The 21,270-nt window shown below is 40.9% G+C and carries 23 protein-coding genes; 8 read left to right on the top strand and 15 right to left on the bottom strand.

What is annotated here, in order from left to right; translation table 11 throughout:
• Positions 1-2 precede the first annotated feature (2 nt).
• Together cysD and cysN are read left to right on the top strand one after the other, a co-directional pair.
• Positions 3-905 carry a sulfate adenylyltransferase subunit CysD gene (gene cysD, locus KF872_04425; GenBank protein MBX2902782.1) on the top strand — a complete coding sequence of 301 codons (903 nt, stop codon included), beginning with the start codon at positions 3-5 and terminating at the stop codon, positions 903-905.
• 16 nt (positions 906-921) lie between these two features.
• The gene (gene cysN / locus KF872_04420; GenBank protein ID MBX2902781.1) at positions 922-2,232 is read left to right on the top strand and encodes a sulfate adenylyltransferase subunit CysN; all 1,311 of its coding nucleotides are present in this window, start codon (positions 922-924) and stop codon (positions 2,230-2,232) included.
• Here cysN and radA read toward each other — a convergent pair.
• Positions 2,224-3,591 (bottom strand): DNA repair protein RadA, encoded by a 1,368-nt coding sequence (gene radA / locus KF872_04415; protein MBX2902780.1) that lies wholly within the window; start codon positions 3,589-3,591, stop codon positions 2,224-2,226. The genes cysN and radA overlap by 9 nt on opposite strands.
• A gap of 122 nt (positions 3,592-3,713) precedes the next feature.
• Between radA and KF872_04410 the strand changes: the two genes are divergently transcribed.
• Positions 3,714-4,058 carry a cation transporter gene (locus tag KF872_04410; protein ID MBX2902779.1) on the top strand — a complete coding sequence of 115 codons (345 nt, stop codon included), beginning with the start codon at positions 3,714-3,716 and terminating at the stop codon, positions 4,056-4,058.
• 6 nt (positions 4,059-4,064) lie between these two features.
• A complete protein-coding gene (locus KF872_04405; protein MBX2902778.1) occupies positions 4,065-5,609 on the top strand; it encodes an alkaline phosphatase D family protein in 1,545 nt (514 codons plus the stop codon).
• Positions 5,610-5,655: 46 nt separating this feature from the next.
• Here KF872_04405 and KF872_04400 read toward each other — a convergent pair whose 3' ends face one another.
• Genes KF872_04400 through KF872_04390 form a run of 3 tightly spaced genes read right to left on the bottom strand, consistent with a single transcriptional unit; the run spans position 5,656 to position 6,858 of the window.
• On the bottom strand, positions 5,656-6,084 hold the full coding sequence (locus KF872_04400; protein MBX2902777.1) for a protein-export chaperone SecB: 429 nt from the start codon (positions 6,082-6,084) through the stop codon (positions 5,656-5,658).
• Positions 6,084-6,332, bottom strand: a complete 249-nt coding sequence (locus tag KF872_04395) for a hypothetical protein (protein ID MBX2902776.1) — start codon at positions 6,330-6,332, stop codon at positions 6,084-6,086. Before KF872_04395 ends, KF872_04400 begins: the two co-directional genes overlap by 1 nt.
• 1 nt (position 6,333) lies before the next feature.
• Positions 6,334-6,858: a hypothetical protein gene (locus KF872_04390; protein ID MBX2902775.1), complete on the bottom strand. Its 525-nt coding sequence runs from the start codon at positions 6,856-6,858 to the stop codon at positions 6,334-6,336.
• 469 nt (positions 6,859-7,327) lie between these two features.
• Between KF872_04390 and KF872_04385 the strand changes: the two genes are divergently transcribed.
• Positions 7,328-7,756, top strand: a complete 429-nt coding sequence (locus tag KF872_04385) for a hypothetical protein (GenBank protein ID MBX2902774.1) — start codon at positions 7,328-7,330, stop codon at positions 7,754-7,756.
• A gap of 197 nt (positions 7,757-7,953) precedes the next feature.
• Here the strand turns inward: KF872_04385 and KF872_04380 are convergent, their stop codons facing one another.
• The 5 genes from KF872_04380 to infA form a co-directional block, all read right to left on the bottom strand.
• Positions 7,954-8,481 (bottom strand): GNAT family N-acetyltransferase, encoded by a 528-nt coding sequence (locus tag KF872_04380; protein MBX2902773.1) that lies wholly within the window; start codon positions 8,479-8,481, stop codon positions 7,954-7,956.
• 69 nt (positions 8,482-8,550) lie between these two features.
• Positions 8,551-8,961, bottom strand: a complete 411-nt coding sequence (gene rpsK / locus KF872_04375) for a 30S ribosomal protein S11 (protein MBX2902772.1) — start codon at positions 8,959-8,961, stop codon at positions 8,551-8,553.
• 25 nt (positions 8,962-8,986) lie between these two features.
• The gene (gene rpsM / locus KF872_04370; GenBank protein ID MBX2902771.1) at positions 8,987-9,364 is read right to left on the bottom strand and encodes a 30S ribosomal protein S13; all 378 of its coding nucleotides are present in this window, start codon (positions 9,362-9,364) and stop codon (positions 8,987-8,989) included.
• A gap of 7 nt (positions 9,365-9,371) precedes the next feature.
• Positions 9,372-9,488: a 50S ribosomal protein L36 gene (gene rpmJ / locus KF872_04365; protein ID MBX2902770.1), complete on the bottom strand. Its 117-nt coding sequence runs from the start codon at positions 9,486-9,488 to the stop codon at positions 9,372-9,374.
• A gap of 28 nt (positions 9,489-9,516) precedes the next feature.
• A complete protein-coding gene (gene infA, locus KF872_04360; GenBank protein MBX2902769.1) occupies positions 9,517-9,735 on the bottom strand; it encodes a translation initiation factor IF-1 in 219 nt (72 codons plus the stop codon).
• A 299-nt stretch (positions 9,736-10,034) separates the two neighbouring features.
• Here infA and KF872_04355 point away from each other — a divergent pair, with 299 nt between their 5' ends.
• Positions 10,035-14,084, top strand: coding sequence for a gliding motility-associated C-terminal domain-containing protein (locus KF872_04355; protein ID MBX2902768.1), 4,050 nt, complete (start codon positions 10,035-10,037; stop codon positions 14,082-14,084).
• A 16-nt stretch (positions 14,085-14,100) separates the two neighbouring features.
• Here the strand turns inward: KF872_04355 and KF872_04350 are convergent, their stop codons facing one another.
• From KF872_04350 to KF872_04325, 6 genes are all read right to left on the bottom strand, one after another.
• Complete coding sequence (locus KF872_04350; protein MBX2902767.1) at positions 14,101-15,270, bottom strand: amidohydrolase; 1,170 nt, start codon at positions 15,268-15,270, stop codon at positions 14,101-14,103.
• Position 15,271: 1 nt separating this feature from the next.
• A complete protein-coding gene (locus KF872_04345; GenBank protein MBX2902766.1) occupies positions 15,272-15,649 on the bottom strand; it encodes an SPOR domain-containing protein in 378 nt (125 codons plus the stop codon).
• A 50-nt stretch (positions 15,650-15,699) separates the two neighbouring features.
• Positions 15,700-16,344, bottom strand: a complete 645-nt coding sequence (gene deoC / locus KF872_04340; GenBank protein ID MBX2902765.1) for a deoxyribose-phosphate aldolase — start codon at positions 16,342-16,344, stop codon at positions 15,700-15,702.
• A 132-nt stretch (positions 16,345-16,476) separates the two neighbouring features.
• On the bottom strand, positions 16,477-17,202 hold the full coding sequence (locus tag KF872_04335; protein MBX2902764.1) for an RNA pseudouridine synthase: 726 nt from the start codon (positions 17,200-17,202) through the stop codon (positions 16,477-16,479).
• 4 nt (positions 17,203-17,206) lie between these two features.
• Positions 17,207-18,250, bottom strand: coding sequence for an FAD-binding oxidoreductase (locus tag KF872_04330; protein MBX2902763.1), 1,044 nt, complete (start codon positions 18,248-18,250; stop codon positions 17,207-17,209).
• 3 nt (positions 18,251-18,253) lie between these two features.
• Positions 18,254-18,718 (bottom strand): low molecular weight phosphotyrosine protein phosphatase, encoded by a 465-nt coding sequence (locus tag KF872_04325; protein ID MBX2902762.1) that lies wholly within the window; start codon positions 18,716-18,718, stop codon positions 18,254-18,256.
• Positions 18,719-18,772: 54 nt separating this feature from the next.
• Here KF872_04325 and KF872_04320 point away from each other — a divergent pair, with 54 nt between their 5' ends.
• Both KF872_04320 and KF872_04315 read left to right on the top strand, forming a co-directional pair.
• Positions 18,773-20,212, top strand: coding sequence for an aldehyde dehydrogenase (locus tag KF872_04320; protein MBX2902761.1), 1,440 nt, complete (start codon positions 18,773-18,775; stop codon positions 20,210-20,212).
• 40 nt (positions 20,213-20,252) lie between these two features.
• On the top strand, positions 20,253-21,266 hold the full coding sequence (locus tag KF872_04315; GenBank protein ID MBX2902760.1) for an AI-2E family transporter: 1,014 nt from the start codon (positions 20,253-20,255) through the stop codon (positions 21,264-21,266).
• Positions 21,267-21,270 lie beyond the last annotated feature (4 nt).

The raw sequence follows: 21,270 nt of genomic DNA, 5'->3' as shown, positions 1-21,270 counted from the left end.
CTATGTCTTACGCTTTAGCTTACTTAGATACTTTAGAAGCCGAATCTATTTATGTGTTGCGCGAAGTGGCAGCGCAGTTCCAAAATCCTGCTATTCTTTTTAGTGGTGGAAAAGATTCAATTTTAGTTACACATTTGGCGAGAAAAGCATTTTACCCTGCACCCATTCCTTTTCCGTTGGTACACATAGATACCGGACACAATTTTGCCGAAACAATTGCTTTTAGAGATGAATTGGTGAAGAATTTAGAAGTAAAGCTAATTGTAGGATCGGTGCAAGAAAGCATAGATACCGGACGAGTAGCAGAAGAAACAGGCTATTATGCTTCGCGCATAAAATTGCAAACCACTACATTGTTAGATACTATCGAAGCCCATAAATTTGATGCCTGTATTGGAGGCGCTAGGCGCGATGAAGAAAAGGCAAGAGCAAAAGAGCGCTTCTTCTCGCACCGCGATGAATTTGGGCAGTGGAATCCTAAGCACCAGCGCCCCGAGCTTTGGAATTTGTTCAATGGTAGAAAAAATATAGGCGAGCATTTTCGTGTTTTCCCAATTTCAAATTGGACAGAGTTAGACGTATGGATGTATTTAGCTAAAGAAAATATAGCGCTGCCTTCGCTCTATTTTTCGCACAAGCGGAAAGTATTTGAGCGCGATGGCATGTGGTTGGCAGATGCGGGTATAATACCAATGAAACCAACCGAAGTATCAGAAGAAAGAACCGTACGCTTTAGAACCATTGGCGATATTACCTCTACCGGTGCTACCTTTTCTGCCGCTCAATCGGTAGATGAAATTGTACGCGAAATTGCACTTGCCAGAACCACAGAGCGTGGCGGCAGAGCAGACGATAAGCGCAGCGAAACCAGCATGGAAGACCGAAAAAAAGAAGGTTACTTTTAGTAAAACTGTAGATATTATGAGTACTGCCACCAATAGCAAGCACGAGAGCCGCAACACCGATGAAAGCCCTACCACATTACTTAGGTTCACAACAGCCGGAAGTGTAGATGATGGTAAAAGTACGCTCATTGGGCGTTTGCTTTACGATAGCAAATCTATTTACGAAGATCAACTCGAAAATATTGAAGCTACCAGCAAACGCAGAGGCGAGGCCGGAATAAATCTTTCGTTGCTCACAGATGGTTTGCGTGCAGAGCGCGAACAAGGTATTACAATTGATGTGGCATATCGCTACTTTTCCACTCCAAAGCGCAAGTTCATTATTGCCGATACGCCAGGACATATTCAGTACACGCGCAATATGATAACCGGAGCTTCTACTGCCAACTTAGCACTTATTTTAATTGATGCCCGCCAAGGCGTGGTGGAGCAAACCAAACGCCATTCTTTAATTGCTTCATTGTTGGGTATTCCGCATGTGGCGGTTTGCATCAATAAAATGGATTTGGTAGATTATAGCAGTGAAGTATTTGAGCGTATAGCAAAAGATTACAAAGACTTTGCTACGCGTTTAAGTATCAAAGATTTTCATTTTATTCCTATTTCGGCATTAAATGGTGATAATGTAGTAACGCGCTCTTTCAATATGCCGTGGTACGAAGGCGTTACCTTAATGTATTTGTTGGAAAACATACATATTGATAGCGATACCAACCGTATAGATGCCCGCTTTCCGGTGCAATATATTGTTAGACCTTATAGCGATGCCTTTCACGATTATCGTGCATGTGCGGGCAGAGTAAATAGTGGTGTTTTTCGCCCAGGCGATGAAGTAGTGGTATTGCCTTCGGGTTTTACTTCGCACATTAAAAAAATTGAATTAGGCGGCAAAGAATTAAAAGAAGCATCGGCAGGCATGAGTATTTCTATGTTGCTGGAAGACGATATAGACGTTTCGCGAGGCGATATGATTGCACGCAGCGGAAACCGCCCTACGCAAACGCAAGATATAGAAGCTATGATTTGTTGGTTGGGCGATAAACCAATGCAGCCCAACGGTAGGTATGCTCTTAAACACACTACTAGAGATGTGCGTTGTGTAATTAAAGAAATAAAGTATCGCTTAGATATAAATTCACTGTCGCGCATTACAGAAAATACTACTATCGGTATGAACGATGTGGGCAAAGTATTGCTGCGAACTACTGCTCCATTATTGGTAGATACATACATGCAGAACCGCGAAACAGGCAGTTTTATCTTAATTGATGAAGCCACCAATATTACGGTTGGAGCGGGTATGGTAATCAATACGCAATTAAAATAGAGCATCTACCAGTTGCTGTACTTTACTAATGGCAATCAGTTCTAATTGAAACTTAGATTCATCAATACCTTTTGTATTGAATTTAGAAATAAACATAGTGCTGAACCCAAGTTTATCGGCTTCGGCAATACGTTGTTCAATTCTGCTTACCGCCCGCACTTCGCCACTTAAACCTACTTCGGCAGCAAATGCAATTTTAGAAGAAACAGGTTTGTCTTGATACGAGGAAAGCAAAGCTGCAATTACGGCTAAATCAATAGATGGATCTTCTACACGCAATCCTCCGGCAATATTTAAAAACACATCTTTAGTGCCGAATTTAAACCCCGAGCGCTTTTCTAATACCGCCAATAACATGTTCATTCTCCTGCCGTCAAATCCGGTAGAGCTGCGCTGTGGTGTGCCATAAAAAGCGGGTGTTACCAATGCCTGCGTTTCAATAAGCAGCGGGCGTGCGCCCTCCATCATAGAAGCTACGGCAATACCGCTCAATACTTCATCTCTTTGTGTAAGTAGTATTTCGCTGGGGTTGGTTACGGCACGCAAGCCGTTTCCTTGCATTTCGTAAATTCCAAGTTCCGATGTAGATCCAAAGCGGTTTTTAATGGTGCGCAACATGCGGTATGTATGGTTGCGGTCGCCTTCAAATTGTAATACCACATCCACAATGTGTTCTAAAACTTTAGGGCCGGCAATAGAGCCGTCTTTGGTAATATGCCCGATTAAAAATACGGGTAGGCCGCTTTCTTTGGCATAGCGCTGTATTTCGGCTGTGCATTCGCGCAGTTGGCTTACGCTGCCCGGGGGCGATTCCACATACACCGTATGCAGCGTTTGTATGGAATCAATTATCATTAAATCGGGTTGCAGTGCTTCGGCTTGTTTAAAAATGGCTTGTGTGTTAGTTTCGGTAAGCAAATAGCAATCGTTGTTTAAAATACCAATGCGCGATGCCCGCAAACGAATTTGCCTGTCGCTTTCTTCTCCGCTTATATACAGTATTTTTATACCTTTTAATTGCAGTGCCATTTGCAGCAGGAGCGTAGATTTACCTATGCCGGGGTCGCCACCAAGCAATATGAGCGAACCTGCCACAATGCCTCCGCCCAGCACATTGTTTAGTTCGGTATCGCCCGTGTTTATGCGGGCCATATCTTGCTCAGCTACATTGCCTATGGGTATAGGTATGGCTGTTCCGCTTTTTGCAGCATACGATTTTTCTTTTGCTCTATCTTCTTCTTTGCTGGTATGTTCTTCTACGTAAGTATTCCATTCGCTGCATACCGGACATTTGCCTACCCACTTGGCAGCATTGGCACCGCAGTTTTGGCATACATAAACAGTTCGTTGTTTCGCCATGTAGCAAACCTACACAAATTCCGGTGTTGCGAGCCTAATGTATTAGTTGTATTTTCTTTGAAACAAAATTCTTTATAGCTCCTAAAGTGTATTACTATTGTTGAAGTAATAACTACTGTATCATGAAGCGTATCATTGCCGTTGTAATTCTAAGTATTTCATTGAGTGCAGGTGCTGCATTGCCAAAGGAAACCATTACCATAAAAACTACCATTCATTGCAATCACTGCTTGCGGTGCGAGAGTTGCGGTATGAATATAAATAACACTATAAAGGAAATAGTTTCCGGTGTGAGCAAGGTAAGAATTGATCCTTCTAACCACACTATAATGGTTACCTATAAAACAGAGAAAACCAATCCGGCAGCAATTCGCAATGCCATTGCGGCTGCGGGTTTCGATGCCGATTCTGTGAAGGCTTCACCCGATGGTTATGCTAAACTTGATGCTTGCTGCAAAGCTAAGTAAACCGATATGAAGGTTCGTTTTTCAATTCTTTTTGTGTGTTTATTGATAGTGTTTTTTGTAGAGGCACAGTATAAATTTCTTCCCGATAATATTTATGCCGATAGTAAACATGAACCATTTGTACATGGTGTGGCATCGGGCGACCCGCTATTGGACAGGGTTATTTTATGGACGCGTTTTTCGCCTAGCGATACTGCACAGCCAACTTACAATATACATTGGCAAATAGCTAAAGACGCTGCCTTTACCGATGTGGTAAACAGTGGCACTGCATGGGCAGTTGCCAACCATGATTTTACAGTAAAGGTAGATGCCGATTTATTGCAACCTGCTACCCGATATTTTTACAGGTTTGAGTATAATGGTAAATATTCTGCGGTGGGTATTGCACAAACATTGCCCAACGAGCAAGTGCAGCACCTTAAATTTGCTATAGCATCGTGCGCCAGTATTTGGAGTGGTTATTTTAATGCATATAGAAGAATTGCTGAGCGCCCCGATATAGATTTTGTAATTCACCTTGGAGACTATGCGTATGATTATGCCGATAAAGATGAATTGGTGCGCATGCCGATTCCTTTACCTAAAGATGTTTCAAGTTTAAGTGAATGGCGCGAGCGACACCGTTACTATTTGCTCGATCCCGATTTGCGTGCCGCTAAGCAGCAAAAAACTTGGATAGTAATTTGGGATAACCACGATACCGATTGCGAAAAACCGGGAACCACACAAGATGCCATGCAGGCATTTTATGAATACTTGCCCATTCGTATGCCCGATACTACCCACCCCGAAAGGCTTTATCGCTCGTTTAGGTTTGGCAGTTTGGCTCAGTTGAATATGATAGACATGCACCTTTTTAGAGGAAAAGAAAGCTATGCTCCCGGGCAAAAAAGTGTGTTGGGATTACATCAAGATGCTTGGTTGAAGCATGAATTGGTAGCTTCAAGTTCAATTTGGAACCTTATTGGAAATCAAGAAATGATGGGTAGCTGGATGAGCGAAGGCTTGCCCAAATTTTTAAATGTGCCGGGCAATGGCAAAGTATTCGACCCGAGTAATTGGGATGGATTGCCACAAGACAGAGAGCGCCTTTTTGCTTTCCTTTCAGAAAACAAAGTTAAGAATGTGGTGGTGCTTACGGGCGATGCACACATGAGTTTTGCGATAGATTTAACGCCATATCCTAAAAACAGAAAACTCTATAAAAGAAAAACAGGCGAGGGAGCTGTGGGCGTAGAGTTTTTGCCTACCAGTATTTCGCGCGGCAATATGAATGAACACGGTATTCCAATGGAGTTTATTCCCATGTTTCAAAGTATTAGCCGCAACTTGAATCCGCACCATCGTTTTTGTCAATTTACCAAACATGGTTATGGCACTCTGGATGTTACGCCTGAGCGCTGTGTGGCAGAATTTTGGTATTCACCCATTCTTTCGTATCAAACCACCGAAGAGTTTGGTCGCGGCCTTACGGTACTAAACGGTAAAAACCATTGGGAACGGAAGGTGAATAAAAGACGTAAGAAGTCCACTTATCCCAAGCCTTAGTTTGTATATTTGGAGTTAGCGGAAACCTTAATTCAGAGCAATGCCATTACTTGGCTGAGTTGTCCTCAGTAACAACCTCTTCTAACTGACCTGTAAAGAAATGCGGTGGTAGGACAATTGGACCAGTTGCAGTCCCTAAATTACTTGTAAGGGTTGTAATGAACGAGCGAACATAAGGGAACATAATTGCTGGTGCATTAGCATTAACGAAACTTTTTTTGACTTTTTCGTCAACGTCCTTTTCAAGAGAAAAGTGCCCAACAGCCTGCAATGACAAATTGAAGAATCCATCCGCCTTAACTATAGTTTCAAAAATAATTTTGAACTCCGAAGGAGAATCACTCGGATAGAATACTTTTGGAACAATGTTTAAGTCTATGTTCTTGTTTCTATCTAAGGGACTTTCAGAAGCGAACTGAACGCTAAAAATGTCAACTCCGTGAAAGGTAAGTTTTATTTGTTCTTTTACTTCCATTATGCAGCCATAGCATATTGATATTCTCCAACTACTGAATATTCTTCAGAATGTTCAAACTCGTTCTTAGGTTCACAGCTATAAGGTTTGATTGTTGAGTGACTTGGGGTTAGTTCTTCAAAAACTCCTTCACCTAAAAAGTCAAGCCCTTTAAACCTCTTATTTAAGAGCCACTGCGTCAAAGACTTTTCAGTTTCATTAGACAACGCCCTGTCCAACTTTTGCTCTAATTCTCTCAAATTCAACATATTAATACCATTTTTTGGTTTTACACCTGCTTTCAGAATGGAATGCAAATGTAGTAATAATTTCAAGATTGTAAACCGCGGCTTGTATTCTCTTTCTGTAATAAAACGCTTTAACCTTCAAAATATTATCCTTTTCTGGAATATCTTGAAAGATAATACCATCTACTTCACTCCAAATTGCCCTTTCCTTAAAATACTCATTCACCTCCTTTATGGTTGGCTTTAGACCTGTTTTTCTTCTAATCTGTTCAGCCGCTTTCTCGACTTGACTTATCCAAAACCGATAATGCGCTTCATTGAACACAGTATCTAAAAAATTATCAATCAAAATTTCGGCTTTATAAACTTCAAAATATCCTGTTTCACGCTTGCTATTATGTCCCCACTGCTCGGCATCAACAACGTCATCCCAAAAGTAATAGCCATCACCAAGCCAAGCATCTTCTCTTTCACAGACAACAGGAGCTTTCAGTCGGATAGTTCTTCGCTCCTGCGTATGATACATTACTCTATTACTCAACGACATTTACGACAAATGATAAAATTGGTTTCAGGCAATAAACCTACTTAAATAATCTGAAGTGCAAATATAATTGAATAAAAAGAAAGGCTTCCGCCAACAGCAGTTTGGCGTAATGGGGGCGGAAATTCTTCTATTCAAGTTTGTGCTTGGTTGACAGCGAATTGCTTTTAAATACGCCATCTTTGGATAGCTGCAAAACGTTAGTGGAAGTTTATATAAATATTACTCCTAAACATAACAACGAAGAGCTTAACAGATTCTTAGAAAAAGAATAAAGTATGCTACTTTTGAATTGTACTAAAAACGGGAAGCCTAAGCCCAACCGGGTGCATACCAAAATTAAAGTAGCTCCCAAACCCGAAGAAGAATTCGAGTAGATAATTCGGTTTTTCAGACTTTTAATGAAACCTTACTAAATGTATTTTAAGTATTAAAGTAATCATATCTTCGCTATACATTTAATTTAAATATTATGAAAAGAATAAACTTTTTAATCGTAGCCTTTGTTACAACACTCGTTTTATTTTCTGCTTGTAAAAAAGATAATGATACCAGCCCGGGAGTAGTACAAGGGTTTTATTATGGAGAAAACGATACAGCAACCCTTACAAAAGCCGATAGCGCGTATGCAAACAATGCATTCCACACTATTATTGCAAGAAAAAACAACAGCACAGTTGTAGAAATAAATAGTAACGACCTTCAAGTAGGCACATACGCAATTATATCATCAGAGTTTAGCTTTACTTATGTAAAAAATGGAACGCTTTGGAACGCTACTTCAGGCACTTTAAAAATTACAAAAAATGACGGCAGCAAACTTTCAGGAACGTTTAGTGCTTCAGCTGCAGGAACCATATATGTTGTAACCGGAAAGTTTGATGATATTCCTATTCAGTAGATTAAGCCTTCTGTGCGTGGGCTGAACCCACGTCTTTACAGGCAAATAACCTGTAGCTAAGGAAAGATAAAATACAAGAAGGTGGAAAGTTTATGCGTAAGGTAGGTGTTATTAAATCATGGAAATGCTAAAAGCATTATTCTTGGTTGAATGTAGGCGAAACCTAAGTTCAGTTTTTTTATATCCTATTCGCCACTTCATAAACCCGCAGCACGTTTGGGTTGTTGTTCCAATTCAAAATAGTCGGCTATATTGTTAAATACTTCTTTTTGTCCTTTCTGTTTAAAGTTGAGTTTTTGCAATACATGCTTAGAACGGTGATTATCAGAATAGGCAATTGCTACGAGTGGCTTGTGTGGGAAGGCTATTGTAAACTCTTGTATTAAAACTTTTCCTATTTCGGTGGCATAGCCTTTGTTCCAGTAAGCCGGATGTAGTGCGTAGAGATATTCTATATTATCTAACTCATTAAAGAAGTTAAAACCCGCTTGCCCAATAAAGTTATCTCCATCTTTAGTAAAAACAGCATATACACCATATTCATTTGTATTAAATGCTTCAATAAAATAGGCTAAGATAGCATCTGCTTGTTCCTTGCTTTTAGGCGTGCGCCTGCCGAGCCAAGCATACACATCTTTTTGAGAAATAAAATTGAAATAGTTGGAGGTGTCTAACAAGCTAAATGGTCTTAAGTAAAGCCGTTCTGTTTCTATGTTACTTTTCATGGTGTATAGAAATAAAAAAAGGAATCTGTTGAGATTCCTTTTTTTGTATAGTAAAGATATAAAAACCTGTTACACTCTTCTTTGTTTTGGAGGGCGGCATCCGTTGTGAGGAATAGGAGTAATATCATTGATGATAGTAACTTCAATTCCGCTAGAATAAATAGAGCGGATAGCGCTTTCGCGTCCTGCACCCGGTCCTTTTACGAATACTTCTACTTTACGTAAGCCGGCTTCAAAAGCTACTTTTGCAGCATCTTGAGCTGCCAACTGAGCAGCGTAAGGTGTATTTTTCTTAGAGCCGCGGAAACCTACTTTTCCGGCACTACTCCAACTAATTGCCTGACCATTTAAGTTGGCAAAAGTGATGATGATATTATTGAAAGTGGCGTTGATGAATACTTTTCCTTCAGCATCCACTTTTACTACTCTTTTCTTAGCTTTTGCTTTTGCTAATGCAGCCGCAGATTGTTGTTTAGCCATTATTCTTAATTGGTTACTTTAATTATTATTTGGTTACTTTCTTCTTGTTAGCAACTGTTTTACGTTTACCTTTTCTGGTACGTGAGTTGTTTTTGGTGCTTTGTCCACGAAGCGGTAAGCCTTTTCTGTGGCGAATTCCACGGTAGCTTCCAATATCTTGCAAACGCTTGATGTTAGATTGTACTTCACCACGCAACTCACCTTCCACTTTTAAGTGGTCGGCAATGTAGGTAAGGATACCGTTAATTTGTTCGTCTGTCCAATCCTTTACTTTAGTATTGGGTTCAACTTTTGCAAATGTCAGAATCTTTTTTGCTGTAGTGTAGCCAATGCCGTAAACATAAGTTAGGGCAATTTCGCCACGTTTGTTTTTAGGAAGGTCAATACCTGATATACGAGCCATATTTTAATTATCCTTGACGTTGTTTAAATTTTGGATTCTTCTTGTTGATGATGTACAATACGCCCTTGCGTCTTACAATCTTGCAATCGGCACTGCGCTTTTTAACTGATGCTCTAACTTTCATTTTCTTTCAGCTTTATTTTTATTTTTCGCTATTTATAGCGGAATGTTATTCTACCTTTATTTAAGTCGTATGGACTCATTTCTAACTGCACTTTATCTCCTGGAAGAATTTTAATGTAATTCATTCTCATTTTTCCCGAAATATGGGCAATCAATTCATGTCCGTTCTCCAACTTTACTCGAAACATAGCATTGCTAAGTGCTTCTATAATAATACCGTCTTGAACTATCAAATCTTGTTTTGCCATGCAATTATTCCGTTTTTCTTGATTTGGATGCTACCTATTTCTCCAAAAACGGGCTGCAAATGTAGTATTTTCATTCAAAGTGTAAAATATTTAATTGAAAAAGTTTGAAGAGGGCTGGTTTAAGTTATATTTTGTTGTATATCAATTGTTTATGAATTGGTTTTCTAAAGTGATTTGTATAGAAAATTGAACAACAGGTGTGTGGTTTGTCAGTTTTAAACAATGTGGAAGAATTTTTAAGGAGAAAGTATATTGAATAATTCTAATAGTATTATTTTCATTCATTCGATTCAGTGCTTATGAAAAAAAGTGTACTTGCTATTATTCTTTTATATGCGTTTAAGTTATTTACTCAGGAGTGCGGTATTATCTATGTATCGCCCACAGGTGCGGGAAGTGGTTTGGCAGGTACGCGTGCCAATCCCGCCAATTTGGTATATGGCTTATCATTAGTAAGTGCTCAAAATAGTAGATTATGGTTGGCTACAGGCACCTATAATTTAGCACAACCGTTGCAACTTGTGAGCAATATAACCATTGAAGGCGGGTTTGATGCTGCTTCATGGGTAAAGAGTAACGCTACTCCGAGTATTTTGGCAAAAGATGCTACCAATGTGCTTCCGCTCCCTGCCAATGCATTGGTGGGAATAGCAGGTTTAAATATTTCAAATTTCAGATTGCAAGATATAACCATACAAGTAGCTGCGGCAGTTACGGCACAAACTTCGGTGTATGGAATTTATCTAAGTGGCTGTAGCAATTATAATATTGTGAGGTGCGTGGTTACTACCGGAGCTGCAGGAGCCGGCATGAATGGAACAACAGGAAATGCCGGAGTAGCAGGAGGTGCGGGAGGTAACGGTGTTGCCGGAAATACCAATGAGTTGTTTTCGGCAGGAGGCGTAGGTGGTATTGGTAGTGGCGGAAATAATGGAGGTGCAGGCGGTATGAATGGTCGGTGGAATGGCAGTTCTCCTCCGGGAAGCGCTGGTTTACCATCGGGTTGTGGAGGTGCTGGCGGCAGTTCCGGTCTAGGACCTAAATGCTCTTTCCCATATTCATGTAGTTCTTGTGGTGGTGTTACTGCCGGACAAAGCGGTAGTGTAGGGCAAAGTGGTAGTGCGGGGGCTAATGGCGCTGTCGGCCCGCAAGGTTCTATGGTTGGCGGCTATTTTGTTCCGGGAGGAGCAGGAACCAATGGTAGCAATGGTAGCAATGGATGTGGCGGTGGTGGCGGTGGCGGTGGTGGCGGAAGGCAGCAGCAAGGTAGTGATTATGTGGGAGGTGCAGGCGGAGGTGGTGGAGGTGGTGGAGGTGGTGGCACAGGCGGCAGTGGAGGAACCGGAGGCGGCAGTTCTTTTTGTATTTTCTTGTTTAATAATGGAGCAAACGGAGTTGTAAGAGATTGTGCATTAAATGTAGGTGCAGGTGGTGCAGGTGGCACGGGAGGCGCAGGTGGAGTAGGAGGTGCAGGTGGAGCTGGCGGGCAAGGTGGGGCTGCGGGCAATCCATGTTCTGTATCGGTTGGTGGCAATGGCGGGGCAGGTGGTAGTGGCGGGGCAGGTGGCAATGGTGGCAGTGGTGCTACTGGTTTAAGTATAGCTTTAAGCGAAAATGGAGGTACAGCTGTTTCGCAGCAAAATATAGTAGCAGTACCAGGCAACCCTCCCATAATTTCGGTTGAAAACAGGGGATGTATAAATGCAGAAGTTACCTTTTCTTCAGCTGCGGCAGGAAACTGGAATTTTGGCAACGCTGCGTTTCCGGCTACTGCCAGCGGTAGTGGACCGCACAAAGTTATATACAATACATTGGGGCGAAAAACAATTCAGTTTAGCGGTGTAGATTTTACTGAGTTTGTAGATATTTTCAATAATAGCTTACAGCTTCCTTCTATAACAGCAAAAAGCAGTACGCATTTTACCGGATGCCCCGATTCTTTTTCAACTTCATTAGTGGGAAGTTTATATGAATGGGATTTTGGGCAAAATAGCTTGCCGCAAACGGTACAAAGTTCATCAGCCGCTACTGCGGGAAGTGTATTTTTAATACCGGGGCAGCGAGTAATAAAAGTATGGGTTACAACCGATTGCTGCGGGCGTGTGTACGATTCGCTGGTGCTAAATGTGCAGCAAAGTAGTTTAAATATAAACTTGCAAGCAAGTGATGATACGGTTTGTGCAGGTGAGAACGTAACATTTACAGCTGCTCCGGCTACTTATGTAAATTATCGCTTTTTTCTGAATGGAGTGGAGGTGCAAAATAGCGCTAATCCAATCTACAGTAATGCTAATTTGCAAAATGGAGATAGTGTATATGTAATTGCGTTTGATGGAAGCTGCTTTACCAATGTGTCTATTCCTATTGTAATGACTGTTCATGCCATTCCATCTGTTTCGTTGGTGAGTAGCGATGCCGATAGTAGTATTTGTGCGGGAGAGAGTGTAGTGTTTACTGCTAATCCAAGTGGGTTAGATCAGTATATTTTTAGTAATAATGGCTCTGCTGTGCAAACTTCGGGTGCTAGTACTTATACTACATCGGCATTGGTTTTGCCCAATAGTATTTCGGTGGTGGCTGTACAGAATGGTTGTAGCAGTGCGGTTAGCAGTTCAATTGCTACAACAGTAAATCCAATTCCGGTGGCTACATTGGTAAGCAGCGATACAAACGATACAATTTGCGTAGGCGATAATATCGTGTTTACAGCCAACCCTGCGGGTATGGCCAATTATGAGTTTTTTGTAAATGGAATTTCGGTGCAGAGTAGCGGAGTAAATAACATTTCGTCTTCGATATTGCCCGATGGTGCTACAGTTTATGTAATAGCAACTAATAATGGATGTGTAAGCAATAGCAGCGATACCATAGTTACTACGGTTATTCCTATTCCGGCTGTTACGCTTTCGGTAAGCGATACAGCAGTTTGTGCAGGAGAGCCGGTGGTGTTTACTGCTGCTCCTTCGGGTTACTTGCAATACGATTTTAGAGATGGCAGTAATGTATTGCAGCAAACTTCATTCAATACGTATGCTACTTCTTTATTGCAGCCGGGCAATAGCGTAACGGTTACACCTACTCATTATGGTTGTGTAGGCAGTGCAAGCAATGCAGTTAGTGTTACCATTTTTCCATCGCCAACGGTAGATGCGGGAAGTAACTTTAGTGTATGTGCAGATACTTCAGATATTACATTGAGTGGCTTTTCGCCCAGTGGTGCATTGTGGAGTGGTGTGGGTATAACTAATGCTTCGGGTGTGTTTAGTGCTGCTGTATCGGGTGTGGGTGTGTTTAATTTGGCGCTTGAATATACCGCAAACGGATGTACCGGCAGAGATACCATACAGGCAACAATAAACAGTTTACCTAATGCTTTTGCGGGAAGTGATGTTAGTATATGCGCTGGAGGGCTTACGCAACTTACTGCTTCGGGAGGTGTGGTATATGCTTGGGAGCCTGCTGCTTTTGTTGCTACTCCAACTTCTGCCAATACCGATGCTATGCCAGCGAGTACTACTGTTTTTTCGGTAAGGGTAACAGATGCTAACCAATGTGTTGCCAGCGATAGTGTGGTGGTTACAGTGGAGCCTAATCCTGCTGTTAGTTTTTCGGTTCAGGTCAATTGTGCTACACAGCCTATTGCTGTTACCAATACTTCGGTGCCGGATAGTGCAACTTTTGATTGGAATTTTGGGAATGGCGCTACCATGGTGGGTTTTGATCCTGTATATAGTTATCCGCAGGCAGGCAATTATACCGTTACATTAACGGCTGTATTGGGAAATTGCTCCGCAACAGCAGTACAAAATGTAAACATTGCTCCTTTTCCTGTGGCAGATTTTTCTGCAGCTCCATTATTAGTAGTGCAAGATGAAGATGTGGTGATGTTTGAAAATTTATCTGCCGATGCCAATAGTTTTGTTTGGAATTTTGGTGATGGAGGTACTTCAACCGAAATAAATCCTTCGTATTTGTATAAAGATACAGGTACTTTTTCGGTAATGTTGATGGCATCTTCGCAGCAAGGTTGTATAGATACGCTTGAGCGAACCATGTATGTAAAGGTGATAGAAAAGAGCTTCTTTTTTATTCCTAATTTATTTTCTCCCAATGGCGATGGCAACAACGATTTATTTAAGGTGATTGCACAAGGTGTTGCTCGCTTCGATCTTAGAATTTTTAATCGCTGGGGCGAGCAAGTTTTTCAATCGTATGATGTAAATCAAGCGTGGGATGGCTATTACCGTGGTGAGCTTTGTTTTCCGGGAACTTATACTTATGTATTGAAAGTAATGATGCGAAATGGTGATAATCAAAAAAGAAAGGGAAGTTTGTTTTTACTGAGATAATGATTTGGCGCAACGGCTATACTTCGACATGAAGTGCCCAATGCACCATGGCTGCTACCGAGGTTTTAAAAGCTGTTTCATCTATATTAAAGTTGGGAGTGTGTATGGGGGCTGTAATTCCTTGGGCTGCATTTCCTACTCCCAAGCGGAGGAAGCAAGCCGGAATTTGGTGCGAGTAGTATGCAAAGTCTTCGGAGCCCATGCGCTGTGGTACATTTATACAGTTTTCTGCTCCAATAATTTGAGCTATAGATTGCTGTGAATGGGCGGTAAGAGTTTCGTTGTTTACTAATACGGGATAACCTTCTAAAATTTGTACTGCGCCAATTGCATTGCTTTGGGCTGCAATGTGAGTTGTGGTTGTTTTTATTTTTTCATGGAGTTGAAAACGCAGTTGTTCATCGAAGCATCGGAGTGTACCGGCAATTTCAACAGTATCGGGTATTACATTGGTAGCTCCCTTTCCTTCAATTTTTCCAAAATTGAGCACAACAGGTAGCGTGGCATCCGAAAATTGTTTTAGCGCCAAGAGTATTTCTGCGGCAACAAAAAGTGGATTTATAGTTTGTTGTAATTGTGCGGCATGGCCGCCTTTTCCGGTTACGGTTATATAAATTTCATCGCTGGAAGCCATGAATTTTCCTGCATGGAAGCCAATTTTGCCAACTTCAATTTCGGGCGAAACATGTAGTCCTAAAATAGCATCGGGTGTAGGATTTTTGAGCGCGCCTGCGGCAATCATGGCTTGTGCTCCGCTCGGAATTTTTTCTTCGCTGGGTTGGAAAATAAACTTGATAGTTCCTTCAACAAAAGGTTTTAATTCGCTTAAAATTTTTGCTGTTCCCAGTAAATTAGCGGTATGCACATCGTGCCCGCAGGCGTGCATAATGCCCGGATATTTAGAGGCGTAGGTTACTTGGTTGGCTTCGGTAATGGGCAGCGCATCCATATCGGCTCTAAGTGCTATACACCTGCTATGTGGTAAATCGCCTTGTAGTAAGGCTACTACTCCGTTTCCTGCAATTTGTGTTTGTACCGTTAGTCCAAAACTTTGTAGCTTTTGGGTTACAAATTTTGCGGTTTCAACTTCGTGATTAGAAAGTTCGGGGTGGGCGTGCAAATGTCTGCGCCAAGCGATAATTTCATTAAAATACCGATTGGTAAGTTCGGTGATTTTAGTTTTCACGTTATCTTTTTTTAATTCTATCTTTTACGATAAATGCACCGGGATAAATTTTTATTACATCTTGTAAAAGTGCGGTGGCTTGCAGTTTGGTTTTAAAATCGCCAATACGAAGTTTGTAGTTGGGTTGCTCATATTCTACATACGAAGGTATGGTTTCAAATTCTTTGTATAGCTGGGCTTTGGCTTTATAGGCTTCATCGCGATTGTTGGTATAGCTGATTTGGATGCGAAACCCGTCTTCAAACTCCATAATTTTTTGGTAGTTGCGGTAGCTTTCAACCAGGTTTGATATTTCGGGAGATTGTATTACGCCTTCTTGCGACCACGCGGTGGTGGTGGCAAGTAGGGCGTATAAAAGGATATAGTTTATCGGTTTCATTTTTTTACGTTTTACAATGGATGGCTTCGATGCTACTTTTTCAATCAGGTTTATTGAACGAGTGCTACTCCGCGCGAAGTGCCAATTCTATCGGCACCTGCTTTTATAAGTGCTTCGGCAGCTTCTTTTGTTTTTATACCGCCACTGGCCTTTATTTTTATTGCTTTTGGCAGGTTGGCGCGTAAAAATTGTACATCTTCAACGGTGGCTCCTTTTTCAATAAAGCCTGTAGATGTTTTTACGAAGTCGATGTTTAATTCGGTGCAGAGCTTGCAGGCCGTAAGAATTTCTTCGCGTGTAAGCAAGCCGGTTTCTAATATTATTTTGAGTTTGCCGCCTCGAAGTTGTACGATGGTGGCAGCACTGGTAAGTTCGTTTTTTAAGTAGTTGATATCGTTTGCTTTTAAGGCAATGATATTGATGACCATATCTATTTCGTGTGCGCCTTCATCTATGGCTCTGCGTGCTTCTTCTACTTTGGCGGGTGTGTGGGCGTAGCCCATCGGAAAACCTACTACGGTAGCAATTTTTACGTTGGTTTCTTTTAACCACAGTTTACATTTGCGTACAAAATATGGTGGTACACAAACGGCTGCAAAACCATATTCTTTGGCTTCGTTACACAGTTGCTCTATTTCGGATTCCGAGGCATCGGCTTTGAGCAAGGTATGGTCTATAAATGGTGCGAGATTCAATGTAATAATTTAAGAACGGAAAATAGAAAAGAATTGTGAATGGCGAAAGGTATTTGGTATTGCAATTGGGTGATATTTGTTTTATTTTTTATAGCTCTTATGGTGCAATGGTTGTGATGAAAAGAATAATAATTATTTAATGTTTTCTTGAACTGCCATCCATACTTTGTCGTTTGAGTTTGGAGAAGCCGTTACTTCAATTTTTTCTTTACTGATGGGATGTATAAAGTCAATTTTTCTGGCATGAAGATGAATGGATGCATCTCTGTTTTCGCGTTTAGCTCCGTATTTTACATCGCCTTTTATGCTGCATCCCATACTTGCAAGTTGTACCCTAATTTGGTGGTGTCTGCCGGTTTTGGGATATACTTCGAGTAAATGATAGTATTGGCTGCTGCTGAGGAATTTGTATGCAAGTTCGCATTGTGAACTATCTTTAACTTGCGAGGGATATGCTTTGGAATAATTACCGCTGGGGCTTTTTCGCAGCCAATGTATCAGTGTATTTTCTAATACAGTTGGTTTGCTTTCTACTACTGCCCAATAGGTTTTTTGTACTTCGCGGTTGCGGAGCATTTCGTTAAAGCGTACCAGTGCTTTTGATGTTTTACAAAGTACCAACACACCACTTACGGGGCGGTCTAATCTATGTGGTACGCCAATAAAAACATTGCCGGGTTTATTGTATTTGTGCTTTATCCATTGTTTGGCAAGGTCTTCCATGTTTTGGCTGCCGCTTTTATCGGGTTGAACCAAAAGACCATTGGGTTTGTTTACAATTAAAAAATGATTGTCTTCAAACACTACATCCAAATCTTGAACAGTAAAAATTTTATATGGTTGTTTTATTTGCTCCACGGCTCTAAAAAAATCTTTTTACATCTACCTCCGGTAATAAATCAGTTTCTTCTAATAAATGTTGGCAAAAATGTTTGGCAAAGTAAGGCGAAAGTGAGAAACCTTTTGTACCCATGCCGTTAAAAATTCCTATTCTGCTATTGGGCAATAAGCCAATTATTGGTCGTCTATTTTTGCTAGCGGGGCGAATACCCGCAACATGTTGCAGTATAGAAAAGTTGCAGCGTATAGTATTTTTTATGCGCTGTGTAAGTTCATGGAGTTTGCTTTCGGTAGGTTGGTCGTTGGTAAATTGCCACTCGTAAGTACTGCCTGCATAGTAAATATCTTTTTCGTTGGTGGGAGAAATAAGCACATCGCCATGAATAATATTTTCGGGATAGAAATTTTTAATTTCTATAAACAAACCTTCTCCTTTTACGGGTGAGAATTTTATTGGTGTAAATAGTGCCGATTGTGCGGCATCAAAACCGGTAGCGAAGATAATATACTGCGCTTCTATGTTTTGGTAGCAAATTTTATGTGGTGTAATAGCTAGTGCGCTTTCATCAAAAGAATCTTCAATGAATAAATTGCTTTGCCGGATTTTATGCTTTATGGCTTGAAGAAATAACCGGGCGTTTATTTTTAATGCTCCTTGCACTTCAAAACATCCATTTGGATTCAATACTTTTTCAGCGGCAAGTGCATGTATCTTAAAGTTTGAAAGATATTGTGTGTAGCCATCGGTAGCTGCTTTTATGCTCCAATCGTTTACTTCTTCAATTGAATTTAATACATGGTAAATGGTAAGTTCCTTTAAGAAACTAACGTTTAAATCGGCTTCTATTTTCCGATAGCATTGCAGCGCATAAGGTTGCAGCGTGTCAATTAACCACGATTTTACAAATCGCTTGCCGGTAATTGGATTGATAATTCCCGAAGCGGCATGAGACACATTGTTTAAATTGCCATTATCTATTACTGCAATTTTTTTTCCGGCCTCTATTAAATGCCACGCTAGTGAAGAGCCTGCAATACCTTGCCCTACAATTAAAAAGTCGTACATAAGTTATTGGGCATTGGTATAGTTTTTAATAATAGCATCGGTAGCCTTGTTGAGCAATGCAAATACATGTTCAAATCCATTGTAGCTATCGTAGTATGGATCGGGCACTTCCTCTGTAAGTTCGTCCTCGATTTCATGCAGTATCAATTTGGCTTTGGCGGCATGTTCTTTGTGTTGTGCGAGCAACAATACATTACGTAGGTTTATTTTATCCATGCAGAATATTAAATCGAAATCCTCAAAATCATTTTTCCTAAATGGTCTGGATTGTTGTGCGGATATATCTATTCCATGTTTTTCCATGCAGGTAATGGCGCGCGTATCGGGCGCTTCGCCTTGGTGAAAACTGCTGGTGCCGGCAGAATCTACTTGCCAGTTCAATTGATGATTACCAATTTTTTCTTCCATTAAACCATGTGCCATAGGCGAGCGGCAAATGTTGCCCAAGCAAACCATTAAAATTTTCATTACTGAATTTTGTGCGCTATTGTAACAAAAAATTTTAGTGTAGGTTTGGCATTTATGTTAGCAATTACGAATTACATTGATGGAATATTGCAGCCTTCATTTTCCGGCAGTGTTATCAATACCATAAATCCTGCAACCGGCAGGGTGTTGGCTACTTTGCCAAGAAGTAATAACAAGGATGTAGTTGCTGCCGTAGAGGCTGCACAGCGGGCATTTGCCGAATGGAGCAAGTTGCCGGGTGAGGCACGCATGCTTTATTTACTAAAAATTGCAGATGGCATAGAAACACGCTTTCATGAATTTGTGGCTGCGGAAAGCGAAGATTCAGGTAAGCCTCTTGCACTTGCCGAGGCCGTAGATATACCAAGAGCGGTTTCTAACTTTAGATTTTTTGCTGCGGCAGCACAGCAGTTTTCTTCGGAAAGCCATGCTATGCCCGATGCTATAAACTATACATTGCGGCAAGCTGTGGGGGTAGTTGGTTGTATTTCGCCTTGGAATTTACCTATTTATCTTTTTAGTTGGAAAATAGCGCCTGCGCTTGCTGCCGGCAATTGTGTGGTAGCAAAGCCAAGCGAAGTAACACCACTTACTGCATTTTTGCTTTCGCAGGTGTGCATAGAAGCTGGTTTACCCAAAGGCGTGCTGAATATTGTGCATGGCTTAGGTAGCGAAGCGGGGCAAGCAATAGTGGAGCATCCTGCCATAAAAGCAATTAGTTTTACCGGAGGCACAGCAACCGGAAAGCACATAGCAGCAGTAGCAGCTCCTATGTTTAAAAAGGTGTCGTTGGAGTTAGGAGGTAAAAATCCAACGATTGTTTTTGGCGATTGCGATTTTGAAAATACAGTAAAGAATGTAGTGCGGGCATCGTTTAGCAACCAAGGCGAAATTTGCCTTTGTGGTTCTCGTATTTTTGTAGAAGCTGCTTTGTATGAAAAATTTAAACAAGCCTTTGTTGCAGAAGTAAATAAGTTGAAAGTAGGCGACCCGCAACAAAGTGATACTAATCTTGGCGCTATAGTTTCGGAGCAGCATTTTAATAAAGTATTAAGCTATATTGAATTGGCAAAGCAGGAAGGAGGAAAGGTGCTGTGCGGTGGCAATGCCGTACAACTAGAGGGAAGATGCCATGCTGGTTTTTTTATTCAACCTACGGTGTTTGAGAACTTACCGCACACTTGCCGCACTCAACAAGAAGAAATTTTTGGTCCGGTAGTAACGCTTACACCTTTTCATACAGAAGCAGAAGTGTTGGAAATGGCAAATAGTGTGCCTTATGGTTTGGCATGCAGTGTGTGGACAAGCAATATATCTAAAGCCAATAGCATTGCAGAAAAAGTAGAAGCAGGCGTGGTGTGGATTAACTGCTGGCTGCACCGCGATTTAAGAACGCCATTTGGTGGAGTGAAACAAAGTGGCGTTGGCAGAGAAGGAGGTTTAGATGCTATGCGCTTTTTTACAGAAGCAAAAAATATTTGTGTGAAATACTAATGCTATTTTAAAACAATTTTAAACTGCCACCGATTATTGTATGAGTGTTCAATCGCCCATTTCTTCTTCCACCATTAAGCAACTTGCTTTTGTTGCATTGCTAACCTTTTTAGGTGTGTTGCTGTTTTATTATCTCGAAACATATTTGAGCGGTGTATTGGGTGCGCTGGTGTTGTATATACTTTTTCGTCCCGTACACTTCTTTCTTACCGAGCAACGGAAGTGGAAGGCAATCTTTTCTATAGTATTGATTTTTCTTTTTTCATTTATGATATTGCTATTGCCTGTGTGGCTTACATTGGTAATGCTGGCTGGCAAAGTGGCAATAGTAATTGATCGATACGAGGAAATTTTGGAGATGGTGAAAAGCAAAGTGGATCTAGTTACGGGGCTAACCGGAGTAGATATATTATCGAGCGATAGTATTGCCCAAATATCGAGTACAGCCGCAGGATTTATTCCGGGTATTTTGTCTTCTACAGTTAATATGGTAGCGCAAATAGCCATTATGTATTTTGTGCTATTCTTTATGCTTTCGAGTGCAAGAAATTTTGAAAAGTGGGTGAGGAGTTATTCTATTTTTTCGGAAAGCACTACTCAAAAACTATTATCGGAGTTAAAGAAGATGACTCTATCCAATGCAATTGGTATTCCACTCTTGGGTTTTATTCAGGCTGTATTTGCAGGTGTTGGCTATTGGATATTTGGCGTAGATGAGCCTTTGTTGTGGGCGGTAATTACCGGTTTGTTTTCTGTAATTCCAGTGGTGGGTTCTACCATAGTTTGGATTCCGCTGAGTGTGTATGTTTATTTTACCGGAAGCCACGTTGGTGCAATTCTTTTAGCACTTTATGGCTTATTGGTTATCTCTAACATAGATAATGTTTTTCGCTTTGCAGTACAAAAAAGGATGGCAGATATTCATCCACTAATTACCTTTTTTGGAGTGTTGATTGGCTTAGAAATTTTTGGCTTTACAGGTATTATTTTTGGACCGTTGTTAATTGCTTATTTTATTACGCTTATCGGCATTTACAAAGAGGAATACAGATAGTATT

The organism is Chitinophagales bacterium (assembly GCA_019638515.1).
Lineage (GTDB): Bacteria > Bacteroidota > Bacteroidia > Chitinophagales > LD1 > UBA7692.
The sequence above is the reverse complement of the archived record's forward strand: the minus strand, read 5'-3'. Positions and strand labels throughout refer to the sequence as shown.

Excerpts from the sequence above, each read along its gene's own strand:
- radA (MBX2902780.1), bottom strand. The coding sequence starts at position 3,591 with ATGGCGAAACAACGAACTGTTTATGTATGCCAAAACTGCGGTGCCAAT.
- rpmJ (MBX2902770.1), bottom strand. The coding sequence starts at position 9,488 with ATGAAAGTTAGAGCATCAGTTAAAAAGCGCAGTGCCGATTGCAAGATT.
- KF872_04385 (MBX2902774.1), top strand. The coding sequence starts at position 7,328 with ATGAAAAGAATAAACTTTTTAATCGTAGCCTTTGTTACAACACTCGTT.
- KF872_04380 (MBX2902773.1), bottom strand. The coding sequence starts at position 8,481 with ATGAAAAGTAACATAGAAACAGAACGGCTTTACTTAAGACCATTTAGC.
- KF872_04395 (MBX2902776.1), bottom strand. The coding sequence starts at position 6,332 with ATGTTGAATTTGAGAGAATTAGAGCAAAAGTTGGACAGGGCGTTGTCT.
- KF872_04400 (MBX2902777.1), bottom strand. The coding sequence starts at position 6,084 with ATGGAAGTAAAAGAACAAATAAAACTTACCTTTCACGGAGTTGACATT.
- KF872_04330 (MBX2902763.1), bottom strand. The coding sequence starts at position 18,250 with ATGTACGACTTTTTAATTGTAGGGCAAGGTATTGCAGGCTCTTCACTA.
- KF872_04325 (MBX2902762.1), bottom strand. The coding sequence starts at position 18,718 with ATGAAAATTTTAATGGTTTGCTTGGGCAACATTTGCCGCTCGCCTATG.
- KF872_04405 (MBX2902778.1), top strand. The coding sequence starts at position 4,065 with ATGAAGGTTCGTTTTTCAATTCTTTTTGTGTGTTTATTGATAGTGTTT.
- infA (MBX2902769.1), bottom strand. The coding sequence starts at position 9,735 with ATGGCAAAACAAGATTTGATAGTTCAAGACGGTATTATTATAGAAGCA.
- cysN (MBX2902781.1), top strand. The coding sequence starts at position 922 with ATGAGTACTGCCACCAATAGCAAGCACGAGAGCCGCAACACCGATGAA.
- KF872_04315 (MBX2902760.1), top strand. The coding sequence starts at position 20,253 with ATGAGTGTTCAATCGCCCATTTCTTCTTCCACCATTAAGCAACTTGCT.
- KF872_04320 (MBX2902761.1), top strand. The coding sequence starts at position 18,773 with ATGTTAGCAATTACGAATTACATTGATGGAATATTGCAGCCTTCATTT.
- KF872_04410 (MBX2902779.1), top strand. The coding sequence starts at position 3,714 with ATGAAGCGTATCATTGCCGTTGTAATTCTAAGTATTTCATTGAGTGCA.
- KF872_04345 (MBX2902766.1), bottom strand. The coding sequence starts at position 15,649 with ATGAAACCGATAAACTATATCCTTTTATACGCCCTACTTGCCACCACC.
- KF872_04390 (MBX2902775.1), bottom strand. The coding sequence starts at position 6,858 with ATGTCGTTGAGTAATAGAGTAATGTATCATACGCAGGAGCGAAGAACT.
- rpsK (MBX2902772.1), bottom strand. The coding sequence starts at position 8,961 with ATGGCTAAACAACAATCTGCGGCTGCATTAGCAAAAGCAAAAGCTAAG.
- cysD (MBX2902782.1), top strand. The coding sequence starts at position 3 with ATGTCTTACGCTTTAGCTTACTTAGATACTTTAGAAGCCGAATCTATT.
- KF872_04355 (MBX2902768.1), top strand. The coding sequence starts at position 10,035 with ATGAAAAAAAGTGTACTTGCTATTATTCTTTTATATGCGTTTAAGTTA.
- rpsM (MBX2902771.1), bottom strand. The coding sequence starts at position 9,364 with ATGGCTCGTATATCAGGTATTGACCTTCCTAAAAACAAACGTGGCGAA.